The sequence below is a fragment of the Marmoricola sp. OAE513 genome, assembly GCF_040546585.1.
Lineage (GTDB): Bacteria > Actinomycetota > Actinomycetes > Propionibacteriales > Nocardioidaceae > Marmoricola.
The window spans coordinates 1,227,154-1,242,887 of record NZ_JBEPOC010000001.1; the positions used below are offsets into that span (position 1 = coordinate 1,227,154).

Below are 15,734 nucleotides of genomic sequence, written 5' to 3' on the forward strand. Positions count from 1 at the left end.
CGATGTGGGCCATGCAACGCTCCACCCTCTCGGACCAGCCCTGTTCGGTCGCTCGCACGCTCGACATCATCGGTGACCGCTGGACGCCGCTCGTCCTGCGCGACATCGCGATCGGCATCTCGCGCTTCGACGCGATCCAGGGTGACCTCGGCGTCTCCCGCAAGGTCCTGACGCAGCGGCTCGAGGCGCTCGTCGAGCACGACGTCGTGGTCCGGGTCGCGTACCAGGACAACCCGCCGCGCTACGACTACCGCCTCACCGAGAAGGGCAGCGACCTCGCGATGGTGCTGCTGGCGATGCAGCAGTTCGGCGACAAGTGGGCGTACGGCGGCGCTCCCCCGATCCAGTGGCGACACCTCTCCTGCGGGCAGGTCAGCACCCCGGTCGCCTGCTGCGACCACTGCGGCGAGCAGGTGCGACCTGGTGATGCCGTGCCGTTGCGCGGGCCAGGCTTCTCCGAGGCTGACGCCCCGACGGTCGCTGCCGCACTGGACCGCATCGACACCGCCTTCGGCTAGGTTCTCAGCCGCCCGTCCGACATCGAGGAGTTCCTGGGCTCCCCGGAGGTCGCCAAGGCACTGGTCGCCGAGCTCGGCGTAGCGAGCTCCTAACGAGAGCGGATGGCATGTTGCGAGATTCAGGCTGACCTTCGGCGAACAACGGTCGAAACACCCAGTCCAGCGACCGCCGCGATAGCCAGGCCGGTCGGGCCGATCGACACCCACAGCCGTTTGCGCAACGCCCGACCGCATTCCCAGTCCCAGTCAAAGCCCTTGTCGAGCCCGCCGTACTCGAGGGACCAATCGTCGAACACGCAGTACACGTGCGGGTCCTCCGGGTCGACGACAGTGACTTCCTTGGAGAGCCACAGGACCGTCCAGGCCCCACAGGCAAGTGCGCTCACCAGGACCAGGTACAGCGGCCATCGTGCCCCGGAGCGGAGGACAACGACTCCCACGACGAGCACCCCCAGTCCCAGGACGGCGACCGCAATCAATCCCACGTCGGCCCAACTCAGGGATCCGAACGGGCTTTCCACATCAGCAGGCATGGCGACATTCTTCAGCGGCCGCCGGTGCCCCGTCACGCGGCTCGGTTACTGGAAGTTCCGTGGCTGATGCCTGGACTGCAGGGCCTCCTCGGCTTGCGGGCTGACGCTGTCGAGCGAGGAGATCTTGTCGGCGAGCAGGTTGGTCACGCCTTCGTTGCACTCGACCAGGCCGCGGATGACCATGCCGGCCGCCGTCCGGGCGACCTTGCGGTAGCGGTTCCACACCCCCTCGGTGCAGATGACGTTGAGCATCCCGGTCTCGTCCTCGAGGTTGAGGAAGGTCACTCCCCCGGCCGTGCTCGGGCGCTGACGGTGCGTGACCAGTCCGGCCACGTGGACCCGGCGACCGGACTCGACCGTTGTCGACGCCTTCACCGAGAGGATGCCGACCAGCTCGAGGGTCCCGCGCAGGTGCGCCATCGGGTGCGAGTCCGGCGAGATCCGGGTCGCCCACATGTCCGCCAGGGTCTCACCCACCGGGTCGAGGTCGGGGAGCATCGGCGCCTCGACGACGGCACCTGCTCCCTCCAGCTGGTCCTCCCGCTCGGTGAACCCCGCGTTCCACATCGCTTCCCGACGCGACAGGCCCCAGCACTCGAAGACGCCGGCGGTGGCGAGCGCCTCGAGCTGACCGGTGTCGAGACCGGCGCGACGGGACAGGTCGACCATGTCGCGGAACGGTCGCTCCTCGCGTGCAGCGACGATCCGACGGGCGACGTCGAGGCCGATGCCGCGGACCTCGTCGAGGCCGAGCCGTACGGCGAAGTTGCCGTCGCGTCGGTGGGTCGGGGTCGGGTCGGGAGCATTCGCGTCGTAGGGGGTGGGTTCGTGGTGGGAGGCGACGCAGGTTGCCATTCCTGTTGGCTCAGCACGTCTCGGCAAGCTCGACGACCGGGGCGTGGACGACCGTTCCTCCAGCGGCTCGAGCGAGGCCTGCGCCCGCGAGCTGACGATGTCGGGACGCAGCACGGTGACCCCGTGCCGGCGGGCGTCCTGGGTCAGTGACTGCGGGGAGTAGAAGCCCATCGGCTGGGAACGCAGGAGACCGGCGAGGAACGCGGCCGGGTAGTGCAGCTTGAACCACGAGCTCGCGTAGACCAGCAGCGCGAAGCTGAGCGAGTGGCTCTCGGCGAACCCGAAGCTCGCGAACGAGAGGATCTGCACGTAGATCTGCTGGGCGTCCTCGCCGTACAGACCGCGCTTGGCCATGCCCGCGAACAACGTCTCCTTGATCGACTCGATCCGCTCCACCCCGCGCTTGGACCCCATCGCACGTCGGAGGAGGTCGGCGTCGTCGCGGGAGCAGTCGCCGATCGCGACGGCCATCTCCATCAGCTGCTCCTGGAACAGCGGCACCCCCAGCGTCCGCTCCAGCACCGGCTCCAGGTCGGGGTGCGCGTAGGTGACCGGCTCTTTGCCGGTGGCCCGCCGGATGTAGGGGTGCACCGCTCCGCCCTGGATCGGACCGGGGCGGATCAGGGCGATCTCGATCGCGAGGTCGTAGAAGCAGCGCGGTCTCAACCGGGGCAACGTGCCGATCTGTGCCCGGCTCTCCACCTGGAAGACGCCGATCGAGTCAGCCCTGTCGAGCATGTCGTAGACGCCGGGCTCCTCCTTGGGGATGCTCTGCAACGTCCAGTGCTCACCGATGTCGTCGGCGATCATCACCATCATGTGGTTCAGGGCACCGAGCATGCCGAGGCCGAGCAGGTCGAACTTGACCAGCCCCATGTACTCGCACGCGTCCTTGTCCCACTGCAGGATCGTGCGCTTGTCCATCCGGGCACGCTCGATCGGGCAGACCTCGCCGATCGGTCGTTCGGTCAGGATCATCCCGCCGGAGTGGATGCCGAGGTGCCGCGGTGACTTCATCAGCCGGTTGGCGAGGTCGGCGACCGGCGCAGGCATGTCGCCGGCCTCGACGGACCCGCCCCAGCTGTCGATCTGCTTGGACCACGCGTCCTGCTGACCGGCCGAGAAGCCGAGCGCCTTCGCGGCGTCTCGGACAGCCATCTTCGGGCGGTAGGTGATCACGTTCGCGACCTGCGCGGCGTTGTGCCGGCCGTAGCGCTCGTAGACCCACTGGATCACCTCCTCGCGCCGGTCGGAGTCGAAGTCGACGTCGATGTCGGGCTCCTCGTCACGGTGCGCGGAGATGAACCGCTCGAAGGGGAGCCGGTAGTAGACCGAGTCGATGGCGGTGATCCCGAGTGCGAAGCAGACCGCGGAGCTGGCTGCCGACCCCCTGCCCTGGCAGAGGATCCCCTGGCTCTTCGCGAACGCGACGATGTCGTGGACGATCGCGAAGTAGCCGGCGAAGTCCTTCTCCTCGATCACCCGCAGCTCGTGCTCGATCCGTTCACGCGCGCGCTGCTCGTGCGGGGTGCCGCGGTAGTAGGTCTCGAACCCCTGCTCGGTCAGCACCCGCAGCCAGCTGCTCGGCGTGTGCCCCTCGGGGATCCCCAGCTTGGGCAACCGGGGCGTGGCCTTCTGCAGGTCGAACCCGAGCCGGTCGGCCAGCACGACCGAGTGCGCAACAGCCCCCGGGTAGCGCGCGAACCTGGCCGCCATCTCGGCACCGGACCGCAGGCACGCGGATCCTGCCGGGGGCAGCCACCCGTCCATCTCCGCCAAGGAGCGGCGGGCCCGGATCGAGGCCATCGCCGAGGCGAGCCGGTGGTCGGCAGGAGTCGCGTAGTGGACGTTGTTGGTGGCCACGACAGGAAGGCCGTGAACCTGCGCCAGGCCGGCCAGGGCGTCGTTGACCTCGTCGTCGCGCGGGTTGCCGTGGTCGATCAGCTCCACCACCACCCGGTCGTGGCCGAAGAGCGAGCAGAGCCGGTCGAGCTCGTCGGCGGCCGCGTTCGACCCGCTCGACGCCAGGGCTGTTCGTACCGCCCCCTTGCGACATCCGGTCAGCACGACCCAGTGCCCGCGACCGCGCTGGGAGAGCTCCTCGAGGTCGTAGACCGGACGCCCCTTCTCGTCCCCGCGCAGCTGCGCCTCCGTGATGGCGGCAGCCAGCCGGTGGTAGCCCTCGACGCCCTCGGCGAGGACGAGCAGGTGGTTGCCCTCCGGGTCCGGTACGCCGTTCTGCGGCCCGCTCAGGCCGAGCGAGAGCTCGGAGCCGTAGACGGTCTTCAACCCCCCGAGGTGTCCCAGCTTCTGGGCGATCTCCGCGAACAGCGGTGCACCTGCGAAGCCGTCGTGGTCGGTGAGCGCCAGTCCGTGCAGACCGAGACGGACGGCCTCCTCCACCAGCCTGTCCGGCCCGCTGGCCCCGTCGAGGAAGCTGAAGTTGCTGTGGCTGTGCAGCTCGGCGTACGGCGTGACCGGGCCGGAGGGCGGCCGGATCTCGTCCCGCGGCTGGTACTTCCTGCGTTTGCGCGAACCCGGTCCGTCGTCGGGCGGGGCATTGGCGGCACGCGGGGTCGGCGAGAGGCGGCGCTCGAGCTCGGACCACGGGATGGGCGGGTTGCTCCATCCCATTCAGGTCACCGTCTCGACAAGCTCGACGACCGGGAGGCAGGCTCGACAACCGGGGGCGCAGGCTCGACGACCGGGGCGATCAGTCATAGGAAGCCTCGGTCCACCACCCGGAGGCGTCGCAACGCATCAGCCACGCGCGGCCGTCGACGCCGACGATCTGGAAGCGCGCCACCAGGCCGCGTCCCGAGGCCTCCCACCACTGCTCGTCGACGGGCCAAGGTCCCGCCCAGGAGTCGATCGCCTGCCAGCCCGACCCGCTCCCGCTGTGGAAGCGGGTCGGCACGCTGGTGAGCACGCCCCGGTCGGTGACCGAGACCGGCTGTCCGTTCGCCCCGACCACCGAGGTGGCCCAGGGCTCGGCGAAGACCCGGCTCGGCGCCGGGGACGGGATCGAACCGGGCCAGGGCAGGTCGGGCTTGCGCACTCCTGTCGGGCGTTCGCCCCACGGGACCAGCAGCTGCCGGTCCGCGGGAGTACGCCCACCCTGCCGGACCGGCACGACCACCGAGTCGTAGCCGAGCATCGCCTGGACCCGGGCCACCCCGCGGTCGACGCGCTCGTCGGTCCCGCCGCCCCAGAGCCCGTCGGCATGGGCGGCCGCCGGCTCGACGGTCTCGGGGATGAAGCGCACGAGGCCGACCGGTGCCCCGAGAAGCACTCCGGTCGGGGTCGCCTGCAGCTGCCAGTGCACGCGATCCACCACGTCCGCCGCGGCGAACCAGCGCGAGTGCACCCAGGCGCGTGACGAGAGCACCGTGCGCTTCGCGTCGTCGGCCTCGGCCTCGACCCGCAGCGCGGTGCAGACGAGACCCTGCTTCGCCAGGTTCGCGACGAACGCCTCGGCGGTACGACGCACGCTGAAGCTGACCGCCTCCACGGAGACCAGCGCGGGTTCGAAGACGACCTGGCCGACCAGCTCGGGAGGTGGTTTCCGGGTCGCAGGCTGGACCGGGTCGACGCCGCGAGCGAGGCGGTGCACCTTCGCGCCGTACGCACCGAAGCGGGTCAGCACGTCACGGGCAGGCAGGGCAGCCAGGTCGCCGAGCGTGCGCAATCCGAGGCGCTGGAGGAGCCCGACCAGCTCAGCGTCATCGAGAACGTCGACGGAGAGGTGCTTGAGGAACCCCGAGGAGCCCCCCTCCTCGATCACCTTCCACCCCTGGAGCTCTGCTCGTCGCGCTGCCTGCTCGGCGGAGAACAGGTCGTCGGCGACGCCGATCCTGACGTCCCAGACACCGAGCTCGACGAGCCTCTCGGCGATCGTGGCGGCAGCGTTCTCCTCGCCGCCGTAGAAACGTCCGGGAGCACGGATCGCGAGCAGCCCGGGACGCAGCGGCGCGACTCCGGGACGCAGCTCCTCGACCGCGGCGAGGACCGGCTCGAAGGCCCGGACGTCCCGGTCCGGGTTGGCGTCGAAGATCCGGAGCTCGGGACAGCGCGACTGGGCGTCGCGCCTCCGCATCCCCCGTCGTACGCCGTGGTCGCGCGCCAGGTCGTTGCACGCCTCGACCGCGCTCCGGGTCACCACGGCGCACGCGTGCTTGCCCGGCGAGCCGGTGCCGCCGGACCCGATCTCGCCGTCGGCCAGCGCAGCGACGACCGGCCAGTCGGGGCACCAGAGGACCAGAGCCCGGGAACGCTCGCTCATGCCGTCACCTCCTCGACGAAGGAGGCGCGGCCGACTGAAGCGGGCTCGATCCGGACCATCGTCTGATCCGGCGAGGGGAACCAGAGCTCGGCACGACGCTGCGGAGCCGTGCCGTGCTGGACGCCGAGAACGACCTTGCGGGCACGCAGACGACCGTGACCCTCCTCAGCCCCGGACCAGGACGACTCCAGGACGCTCAGCCTGGCCTCGACGCCGGGCCACTCGCCCCAGACGACCAGGACCGAGGAGCGCTTGCGAAGCCGGGCGGCGATCTTGCCCGCCGTCCTTGCGGTGACTCCTGCCGGAGGTCGCAGCAGCACCACGCTGACGACGTCGACCAGCGCTGCTGTCGCCTCGAGCCACTGGTCGCCGGGGTCGGGGACGAGGATCGTGCGGGTCAGGTCGACACCCAGCTCGGCAGCCGCCTCGACCCCGAAGTCACCGGCACCCACCACCGCCGACCACGCACCCTCGCGCGACGCCGCTCCGAGCAACGCCATCCCGAGGCTCGGCCGGTCGACCTGGTAGGCACCGCCGGTCCGCAGCTGCAGCAGATCGGCGATGGCCGGGTGCGTCGGGACGGGGACCCGCGGGACGCCGTCCTGCATGCCCGCGATCCTGGTCCGCAGCTGCTCCAGGGTGGGCGCAGCACCGTTGTCCGGGGCGTCCTCCCCTGCGAGCGTCAGTGTGCGGGCCATCTGCTCATGTTCGAACATCTGTTCGAACGAGTCAATCCTCGCTGGCCAACCGTCCGCACTGTGGTCCTCCCCGTCGGGCAGACTCAGCGCATGAAGATCGCTGTCGCCGGCGGGACCGGTGTCGTCGGGTCCGTGACCGTCACCCGGCTCAAGATGGCCGGACACGAACCCGTCGTCCTCGCCCGTGCCACGGGGGTCGACCTGATGACCGGGACCGGTCTCGTCGAACGCCTGGACGGCGTCGACGCCGTGATCGACGTGACCAGCACGGTGACCACCTCGGCCAGGGCTGCCACCGAGTTCTTCACGACCACCACGGGCAACCTGCTCGCTGCGGGTGCCGAGGCGGGCGTCCGGCACCACGTGCTGCTCTCCATCGTCGGCATCGACGTGACCCCGTTCGGCTACTACGTCGGCAAGGTCGCCCAGGAGAAGCTGGTGGCCGGGTCGTCCGTGCCGAGCACGATCGTGCGCGCCACCCAGTTCCACGAGTTCGCCGAGCAGATGGTCGAGCGTGGCAGCTTCGCCGGGATGACCTTCGTGCCGGGGATGCGCTCCTCGACGGTGTCCGCACGCGAGGTCGCTGCCGCCCTCGTCGAGATCGTCGGTGGAGAACCCCAGGGGTACGCCGCCGAGATCGGCGGACCCTCGACGGACCTGATGCCCGACCTCGTCCGGCGGCTGCTGCGGCACCGCGGCTCGCGGCGGCCGGTGCTCAGCCTGCGGGTTCCGGGCGCTGCCGGGAGGTCGATGCGCAGCGGTGCGCTCGTCCCCGCCTCCCCCGGCGTCGTCGGGGTGCAGACGTTCGACGCGTGGCTCGAGGAGAAGTCGTGATCAGCACCACCCGCCGCGTCGGCCTCGTCGTCCTGGCCGCCCAGGGGCTCCTCGTCGGCGCCTGGGCCCTGGTCGGGCCGAGGTCGTTCTACGACGACTTCCCCGGGCTGGGCCTGCACTGGACCGCGGTGACCGGTCCCTACAACGAGCACTTCGTCACCGACGTCGGCGCCGCGTACCTGGCGCTGAGTGCTGCGGCCGTCCTCGCTCTGGCGTGGGGCGACCTGCGGACGTGCAGGCTGGCAGGTTCGGTGTGGGCGGTCTTCAGCACCCCGCACCTGTACTTCCACGTGCGACACCTCGACGGGTTGAGCACCGCGGACAGAGTCGGAGAGCTCGGCTCGCTGGCGGGGACGCTGGTGGTGGCGGTGCTGCTGGCCCTGCCGGCTCGGGAGGGTTAGCGCAGGCGCCCGGTCGCCGTCGGCACCGACCGCCCGCGCAGCACGTGGTCACCGGCCGGTTGCCAGTGCGGTTGCTCCGTCGCACCCGCCTCCTGCACCGAGGACCAGGCCACCAGGACGTGACCGGGGACGGTCTTGGACAGGTCGCACAACCGGGCTGCGGAGTTCACCGAGTCGCCGATGACGGTGTACTCGAAACGGGTCTCGACACCGATGTTGCCCGCTACTGCTTCGCCGGTGGCGACACCGATGCCGGCCTCGATCTCGGCGACCTCCTCGGCCAGGCGTCCGGCGATCCGCCGGGCCGCCGTCAGAGCAGCGAGCGCGTGCTTCTCCTGGTCGACCGGTGCCCCGAAGATCGCCAGCGCGGCGTCCCCCATGAACTTGTTGACGAACCCGCCCTGGGCGTCGACCTCCTCGACCACGACGCCGAGGAACTTGTTGAGCGTCTCGACGACCTCGATCGGGGAGCGCTCGGTCGCGTACGCCGTCGAACCGATCAGGTCGATGAACAGGACCGAGACCACCCGGGTCTCGCCGCCGAGCACGACGTTGCCCTCAGCGGCCGCGGCCGCGACGTCCTTGCCGACGTGGCGGCCGAACATGTCCCGGATCGCCTCGCGCTCGCGCAGCCCGGTGGCCATGTCGTTGAATCCCGCCTGCAGCAGGCCGAGCTCGGTGCCGTCGAAGACGGTGACCTCGGTGTTGAAGTCACCAGCGCGGACCCGTCCCAGCGCGTAGCGCACCGAGGCGATCGGGGCGACCACCGAGCGCGCGTTCAGCACCGTGACCAGCAGACCGAAGACCAGCACCACCCCGGAGAGGGCGAGCGCGATGATCGCGACCCGGTCCTTGGACATGTCGTCGCTGGTCAGCGCGACGATCGCGACGATCACCATGCCGGCCGTCGGTGCCGCCGTGCCGATGCCCCAGAAGAGGAGCATCCGCGCCTGGACGCCGGTCATGCCGCGTCGGCTGCGGGCCTGGCCGGTGAGAGCCTGGGCGGCGATCGGTCGGAGCGCGAACTCGGTGAGCAGGTAGGCGACCGTGCTGACCACCAGACCGCTGATCGCGATCGCGAAGCCGGTGCCCAGAGCCCGGTCGGGCTGGAGGATGAGGCTCTGGATGGTGAAGACCACCACGGCGCCTGCCCACAGGCCACCCTGGATCCAGGTCAGCCGGATCGGCGTCCGCAGGGCCGCCCGGCGCTCCTTCGAGGTCGGCGTCCGCCCCTCGAGCGCCCAGCGCAACCGGCGCAGGCTGCTGATGGTCCCCCAGAACCCTCCGACCAGCACCGAAACACCCACGTACGTCGGCACGGCGATCGCCAGACCGATCACGCTGGCCCGGTTCAACGCCTCCGTCGGCAGCACGAAGACCGAGATCACGAACACGACGCACGCACCGATCAGGTGCGTGGTGACGAGCATCGCGGTCAGCAGCAGCTGGAGACGGACCCGGAGTCGCTTGGGCGACTGGGTCGCCGGGCCGAGCAGGATCGATCCGAAGGGGGCACGCTGCCCCTGCGGACCGCGCCCCTTCCGCCCCCGTCTCGCCATCACCTCAGCATCCTCGCACTGCGACGTCAGCCCGCGACGGTGCTGACCAGCGCGCCCGAGAACGAGATCAGGTGCGCGGCCACCAGGTCGGGACGACTTACTTGCGGGCAGTGCCCGCAGTCCTCGAGCACGACGACCTCGGCGCCGGGCGCCAGCCCGCGAACGGCCTCGGCACCCTCGACCAGCGTGAGCTTGTCGTGACGCCCCCACAGGACCAGGACCGGGACGCCGACGTGGTCGCGCGAGATCATCCGCAGCTCGCCGAGCAGCTCGACGGCGTTGCCGAGAACACGGGAGACGTGCGCGCGGGACGGGAAGTTCACGTCGGCCACCGCGGCCGCGACGCCGGGCAGCACCTTCGCGGTGCCGCCGGCGATGAAGTTGTAGCCGACGATCGTGAGCAGCCGGAACACCCTGGTCGGCACCGGGACCGTCATCAGCGGCTGGAGCCACGGGTTGTTCTCGAGCAGGTCCAGGATCCACGAGTGGCTGAAGCCGGCGGGTGCGACCGGGACGATCCCGCTGACCACGGACCGCGGGTCCTGGCCGGCGCGGATCGCGACGACGCCGCCGAGGGAGTTGCCCACGACGACCGGCGGGATGCCGTCGATCGTCCAGCGCTCCACGGCGGCGGCGAGGAACGCATCGAGCTGCGGCAGGGATTCTCCCGGCTCGAGCGGGTCTGCCTCGCCGTAACCGGGCATGTCCAGCGCGACAGCGCGACACCCGGCTTCGTCGAGCTGCTCGAGGACGGGGAGCCAGGTGCCCGCGTGGTCACCGAAGCCGTGCAGCAGCACGAGCACCGGGCCGGGCGCTGCCGAGTGCGGGCCGACCTCCAGCGCTCGGGTCTGCCAGCGCGCCAGCAACGGGCGCGACACGACGACTCCGGAACGACCCACGAGATCCCCACCTCTTGTTGAGCTCACACCAGGAGAACCTAGGCGAGCAGCACCGCCGCCACACCGGTTATCGGGATCTCGTGCGAGCGGGGCGGATCAGCCCCGGGCTCCTACCGTTGAGCCGGCCGGTAGGCGGTGACGACGACAGCACCCCCGAGGCCGATGTTGTGCTGCAGTGCCACACCGTCCTTCGTCGCGGCGCTCGCGACCTGGCGCGCTTCCGCCTGCCCGCGCAGCTGCCAGGTCATCTCGGCGCACTGCGCCAGCCCGGTCGCGCCCAACGGGTGTCCCTTGGAGATCAGGCCGCCCGACGGGTTGACCACCCAGCGCCCGCCGTACGTCGTGTCGCCGGCGTCGACGAGGTGGTGCGCCTCGCCCTCGGCGGCGAGTCCGAGCGCCTCGTAGGTGATCAGCTCGTTGGGGGCGAAGCAGTCGTGCAGCTCGATCACGTCGACGTCGGCCGGCGTGATCTGCGCCTGTTCGTAGACCTTCTCGGCCGCCTTGCGGCTCATGTCGGCGCCGACCAGGTTGATCGCCGAGGCGGTGTCGAAGGTCGAACGCATGTCGGTCACCATCGCCTGCCCGACGATCTCGACGGCCTGCTCGGCCAGACCGTTCTCCTCGACGAACCGCTCGCTGGCGAGCACCGCGGCGCCCGAGCCGTCGGAGGTCGGCGAGCACATCAACCGGGTCAGGCCGGCCTCGGCGTAGACCATCTTGGCGTTCTTGATGTCCTCGAGCTCGTACACGTCGCGGAACTGCGCGTACGGGTTGTTCGCCGAGTGCCGGTGGTTCTTCTCGGCGATCTTGGCGAAGTGCTCCGGGGTCGAGCCGTACTTCTCGTTGTGCTCCAACCCGGCCGCACCGAACATCCAGGGCGCGGCCGGGAAGGCGAACTCGCGCATCTCGGCCAGCGCGACGATGTGCTTCATCAGCGGCTGCTCGCGGTCCTCGTACGCCGTGGTCAGCGACCCCGGCTGCATCTTCTCAAAACCCAGGGCCAGGGTGCAGTCGGCCAGGCCGCCGCGGATCGCGTTCGCAGCCAGGTAGAGCGCGGTGGACCCGGTGGAGCAGTTGTTGTTCACGTTGGTGATCGGGATGCCGGTCATGCCGAGCTCGTAGACGGCGCGCTGCCCGGCGGTCGACTCGCCGTACATGAAACCGACGTGCGCCTGCTCGACATTCTCGAACGCGATGCCGGCGTCCTCGAGCGCCTTGGTCCCGGCCTCCTTGGCCATCACCGGGTAGTCGGCCGCGTCCTCGCGTCCGGGGCTTCTCGAACTTCGTCATGCCGACGCCGACGACGTACACCTTGTTCACGGGCTCTCCTGGCTTACGGGGACGGTGAGAGCACCTTCGCTGCTGCGGGCGCCGAAGGCAACAGCTCGGCTCTCGCGTCCGCGGTCATGCGTCCAGGTCGACCAGCACGCGTTTGAGGACCTTGCCGGCCGGGTTGCGCGGCAGCTCCTCGAGGAAGGTGACGTCGCGCGGGACCTTGAACCGGGCCAACGTGGAGCGGACGTAGGTCCGGACGTCGTCCTCGGTGAGGTCGGAACCCTGGGGGCCACGCACGATGAAGACGCTGATGCGGGCACCGAACTCCTCGTCCGGTACGCCGATCGCCGCCACCTCCAGCACACCGGGGTGCGCCGCCAGGCACTCCTCGACCTCGCCGGGGAAGAGGTTCTCACCACCGGAGATGATCATCTCGTCGTCACGGCCGTCGACGAAGAGCAGACCGTTCTCGTCGAAGTGGCCGACGTCGCCCGACGACATCAGGCCGCCGACGATCTCCTTGCCGCCGCCACCGGTGTAGCCGGAGAACTGGACGCCGTTGGCGACGAAGATCCGCCCGGTCTCCCCGACGGGGAGCTCGCGCCCGGTGTCGTCGAGGATCTTCACGGTCGACCCGAGGAAGGCGCTGCCGACGGTGCCCGGGTGGATCGCGAGCTCCTCGGGACTCGCGATCGAGACGTAGGCGACCTCGGTCGAGGCGTAGAGGTTGCGCAGCACCGGGCCGAACGCCTCGGTCACCCGGACGGCCAGGTCGGCGCCGAGCTGCGAGCCCCCGGAGAGCACCACCGACAGGCTGCTGAGGTCCAGCCCCGCACGCGCCTCGGGGCCGAGGTCGACGATCCGCTGGAGCATCACCGGGACGGCGGCCAGCATGGTCACCTTGTTGCGCTCGATGCTGGCCAGCGTCGCTGCGGGGTCGAAGTACCGGCGCATCACCACGGTCATACCGAGCGTGATACCGAGCATCAGCTGGGCGTAGCCGAGCGAGTGGAAGAACGGCGGGCAGGCCTCGAGCACGCCGCCGCTGCGGTAGGGCACCTTCACGAACAGACCGCCGACCGGGATCAGCGAGCGCGGGTTGGGGCGCTCGGTGCCCTTCGGCCGTCCGGTGGTGCCGCTGGTCAGGATGATCACCTTCGCCTGCGCCGCGGGCTTCGGCGGCAGCGCGGTCGACCCGGAGGCGATGGCGGACTCGAGTGTCGGGGTGGTGCCAAGCGTGCTCGGGTCCTCGATCCAGGCGAGGTAGGTACCTCCGCGGGTGCGCACACCCTCGACCAGCGGCGCGTAGCCCTGGTCGACGACGAGGATGTCGATGCCCTCGCGCTCGCAGACGTCCACGATCGCGGGCCCGCCGAAGTCGGTGTTCAGGTAGATCAGCCGGGCGCCGATCATCGCCGCGGCGAAGGAGGCCTCCACGAAACCGCGGTGGTTGCGGGCCAGGATGCCGATCCCGCTGCCGGCGGCGAACCCGTCGTCGAGCCAGGTGTTGGCGAGCGCGGTCGCGCGGGCGAGCAGCTCGCCGTACGTCAGGGTGCCGAGCTCGTCGACCACTGCGGCGCGGTCGGGGTAGCGCTCGCCGGAGAAGACCAGCACACCGCCCATCGGCCCGTAGGTCCGCATGCCGCGGACGCCGCGGTAGAAGACGGTGGGCCGGTCGAGCCGGAACAGACCGGCGCGCACGGCTTCGCGGAACGACAGCGCCTCGAGGGCGAGCGTCCGGGGGAGACTGGAGAACTTCATGGCCGAGAAAGCTCCGGGAGGGCGGTGGAGGAAGGGGTCAGATCGCGTTCTTGCGGATCACGTCGCCCAGCGCGGGGCTGATCGACTCCGCGAAGCTGACCCAGCTGGCGACGAGCGGCGTCACGCGGCGCGAGCGGCTGACCGTCGCGTCGCAGACGACCTCGGCCGCCTGGTCCATCGTCAGGGCCGGCATCCGGTTGTAGAGCTTGGTGGGACTGATCATCGGCGTGCGCACCAGCGGCATCCGCACCGAGGTGAAGACGATCCCGTCGCCGAGGACCTCCCCCTGCACGCAGTCGGACCACGCCTCGAGGGCAGCCTTGGAGGCGGTGTAGCCGGAGAAGCGTGACGGCCGCAGCAGGGCCGCCCAGCTGGAGATGTTGATGACCTGGCCGGACTCGCGCTCGACCATCGTCGGAAGCAGACCCATCGTCAGCCGGACGGCGGCGAAGTAGTTGAGGTGCATCGGGCGTTCGAAGTCCTGGAAGCGCTCCTGGGAGTGCCGAACCTTGCGCCGGATGGACATGCCCGCGTTGTTGACCAGGACGTCGACGTGGCCGTGCCGGTCGAGGACCTTGGTGACCAGCGCATCGATCTGGTCGAAGTCAGCCAGGTCGCAGCGGTAGGCCACGGCCGTGCCGCCGTCGGCAGTGATCTCCTCGACGACCTCGGCAAGCTGGTCCTCGCTGCGTGCGACCACGAGCACCTCGGCGCCGGCGGCGGCCAGGTGCACGGCGGCCGCACGGCCGATGCCGGAGGAGGCGCCGGTGATCAGGACAACCTTGCCGCCGACGGCCTTGCGCAGCGCGGAAGCGCCCTTGCTGTCACCGATGCGGCCCACGGACCGGTTCAGCACCGACCGCGAGCTGATCGGCGTCGCCCCGAACGAGTTCGCCCGCTGCACGACTGCCTTCGCGATACCGCGTCCGCTCAGATCCATGCACGAAGGATAGGGGTCGAGGGTTGAAGGCGTCTTCAGAACTAGAACGTGTTCTTGTTTACACCACTGCGAGCCCCTACCCTCCTCGCATGAGCACACCGAAGCGCGTCGTCGTCTGGGGTACCGGGGTCGTCGGCAAGATGGTCATCGCCGAGATCGTGAAGAGCCCCGTTTTCGAGCTGGTCGGCGTCGGGGTGAGCAACCCCGAGAAGGTCGGCAAGGACGCCGGCGAGATCTGCGGCATCGACGCGACCGGCGTGATCGCGACCGACTCGGTCGAGGAGCTCGTGGCGCTGAAGCCGGACGCGCTGGTGCACTACGGCCCCACCGCTCAGTACGCCGACGAGAACATCCGCGTGATGACGTCGTTCCTGCGTGCGGGCATCGACGTCACCTCCACGGCGATGACGCCCTGGGTCTGGCCGGGCATGAAGCAGAACCCCGACGTGTGGATCGACCCGATCACCGAAGCGTGCAAGGAGGGCAACTCCTCCTGCTTCACCACCGGCATCGACCCCGGGTTCGCCAACGACCTGTTCCCGCTGACCCTGATGGGCCTGTGCGGCGAGGTGAAGAGCGTCCGCGCCTCCGAGCTGCTCGACTACACCGACTACGAGGGTGACTACGAGGACGAGATGGGCATCGGCCGCTCCCCCGACTTCTCACCCCTGCTCGAGATCCCGGACATCCTCATCATGGCCTGGGGTGCGACCGTCCCGATGATCGCGCACGCCGCCGGCATCGAGCTCGACGACATCACCACGACCTGGGAGAAGTGGGTCACCCCCACCGACCGCCCGAGCGCCAAGGGCATCGTGAAGGCCGGCGACGTCGCCGCCATCCGGTTCACCATCAACGGCGTCTACCAGGGCCGCGAGGTCATCACGCTCGAGCACGTCAACCGGATCGGCCTGGACGCCGCCCCGGAGTGGCCGTCCGGCTCGGGCGACGACGTCTACCGCGTGGACATCGACGGCTCGCCGTCGATCAGTCAGGAGACCGCGTTCCGGTTCACCGACGGCAGCGGTCGCGCGCCGGCGGTCGCGGGTTGTCTGGCCACGGGCCTGCGCGCGCTCAACGCCGTGCCGGCGGTCAACGACCTGCCGGCCGGCTGGGTCACCGCACTGGACCTGCCGCTGATCCCGGGCGTCGGCACCATCCGCTGACGCCTCGGCTCCG

The 15,734-nt window shown here is 70.2% G+C and carries 13 protein-coding genes; 4 read left to right on the forward strand and 9 right to left on the reverse strand.

Annotated elements, in window-relative coordinates:
- Positions 1 to 11: 11 nt before the first annotated feature.
- Positions 12 to 518 carry a winged helix-turn-helix transcriptional regulator gene (locus ABIE44_RS06295; protein WP_209720611.1) on the forward strand — a complete coding sequence of 169 codons (507 nt, stop codon included), beginning with the start codon at positions 12 to 14 and terminating at the stop codon, positions 516 to 518.
- Between the two features lie 119 nt (positions 519 to 637).
- On the opposite strand, the gene ABIE44_RS06300 is transcribed toward ABIE44_RS06295, so the two are convergent.
- The 4 genes from ABIE44_RS06300 to imuA' all read right to left on the reverse strand — a co-directional run bounded on the left by ABIE44_RS06300 (position 638) and on the right by imuA' (position 6,886).
- Complete coding sequence (locus tag ABIE44_RS06300) at positions 638 to 1,051, reverse strand: hypothetical protein (protein WP_209720608.1); 414 nt, start codon at positions 1,049 to 1,051, stop codon at positions 638 to 640.
- Between the two features lie 45 nt (positions 1,052 to 1,096).
- On the reverse strand, positions 1,097 to 4,540 hold the full coding sequence (locus ABIE44_RS06305; protein WP_209720605.1) for an error-prone DNA polymerase: 3,444 nt from the start codon (positions 4,538 to 4,540) through the stop codon (positions 1,097 to 1,099).
- Positions 4,541 to 4,619: 79 nt separating this feature from the next.
- The gene (locus ABIE44_RS06310) at positions 4,620 to 6,188 is read right to left on the reverse strand and encodes a DNA polymerase Y family protein (RefSeq protein ID WP_209720602.1); all 1,569 of its coding nucleotides are present in this window, start codon (positions 6,186 to 6,188) and stop codon (positions 4,620 to 4,622) included.
- Positions 6,185 to 6,886, reverse strand: a complete 702-nt coding sequence (gene imuA', locus ABIE44_RS06315; protein WP_209720599.1) for a DnaE2-dependent mutagenesis accessory factor ImuA' — start codon at positions 6,884 to 6,886, stop codon at positions 6,185 to 6,187. The genes ABIE44_RS06310 and imuA' overlap by 4 nt, the downstream gene beginning before the upstream one ends.
- A gap of 90 nt (positions 6,887 to 6,976) precedes the next feature.
- On the opposite strand from imuA', the gene ABIE44_RS06320 reads away from it, so the two are divergent.
- Entirely contained in the window at positions 6,977 to 7,720 is a 744-nt protein-coding gene (locus ABIE44_RS06320) for an SDR family oxidoreductase (RefSeq protein ID WP_209720596.1), read from the forward strand.
- Positions 7,717 to 8,121, forward strand: coding sequence for a hypothetical protein (locus ABIE44_RS06325; protein WP_209720592.1), 405 nt, complete (start codon positions 7,717 to 7,719; stop codon positions 8,119 to 8,121). The genes ABIE44_RS06320 and ABIE44_RS06325 overlap by 4 nt, the downstream gene beginning before the upstream one ends.
- Here ABIE44_RS06325 and ABIE44_RS06330 read toward each other — a convergent pair.
- The 5 genes from ABIE44_RS06330 to ABIE44_RS06350 form a co-directional block, all read right to left on the reverse strand.
- Positions 8,118 to 9,680, reverse strand: a complete 1,563-nt coding sequence (locus ABIE44_RS06330) for an adenylate/guanylate cyclase domain-containing protein (RefSeq protein WP_209723588.1) — start codon at positions 9,678 to 9,680, stop codon at positions 8,118 to 8,120. The genes ABIE44_RS06325 and ABIE44_RS06330 overlap by 4 nt on opposite strands.
- Before the next feature lie 26 nt (positions 9,681 to 9,706).
- Complete coding sequence (locus ABIE44_RS06335; protein ID WP_209720589.1) at positions 9,707 to 10,579, reverse strand: alpha/beta fold hydrolase; 873 nt, start codon at positions 10,577 to 10,579, stop codon at positions 9,707 to 9,709.
- Positions 10,580 to 10,689: 110 nt separating this feature from the next.
- Complete coding sequence (locus tag ABIE44_RS06340) at positions 10,690 to 11,817, reverse strand: lipid-transfer protein (protein WP_354437888.1); 1,128 nt, start codon at positions 11,815 to 11,817, stop codon at positions 10,690 to 10,692.
- A gap of 166 nt (positions 11,818 to 11,983) precedes the next feature.
- The gene (locus ABIE44_RS06345; RefSeq protein WP_209720583.1) at positions 11,984 to 13,615 is read right to left on the reverse strand and encodes an AMP-binding protein; all 1,632 of its coding nucleotides are present in this window, start codon (positions 13,613 to 13,615) and stop codon (positions 11,984 to 11,986) included.
- Between the two features lie 37 nt (positions 13,616 to 13,652).
- Positions 13,653 to 14,555 carry an SDR family NAD(P)-dependent oxidoreductase gene (locus ABIE44_RS06350; protein WP_209720580.1) on the reverse strand — a complete coding sequence of 301 codons (903 nt, stop codon included), beginning with the start codon at positions 14,553 to 14,555 and terminating at the stop codon, positions 13,653 to 13,655.
- Between the two features lie 89 nt (positions 14,556 to 14,644).
- Here ABIE44_RS06350 and ABIE44_RS06355 point away from each other — a divergent pair, with 89 nt between their 5' ends.
- A complete protein-coding gene (locus ABIE44_RS06355) occupies positions 14,645 to 15,721 on the forward strand; it encodes an NAD(P)H-dependent amine dehydrogenase family protein (RefSeq protein ID WP_209720577.1) in 1,077 nt (358 codons plus the stop codon).
- Positions 15,722 to 15,734 lie beyond the last annotated feature (13 nt).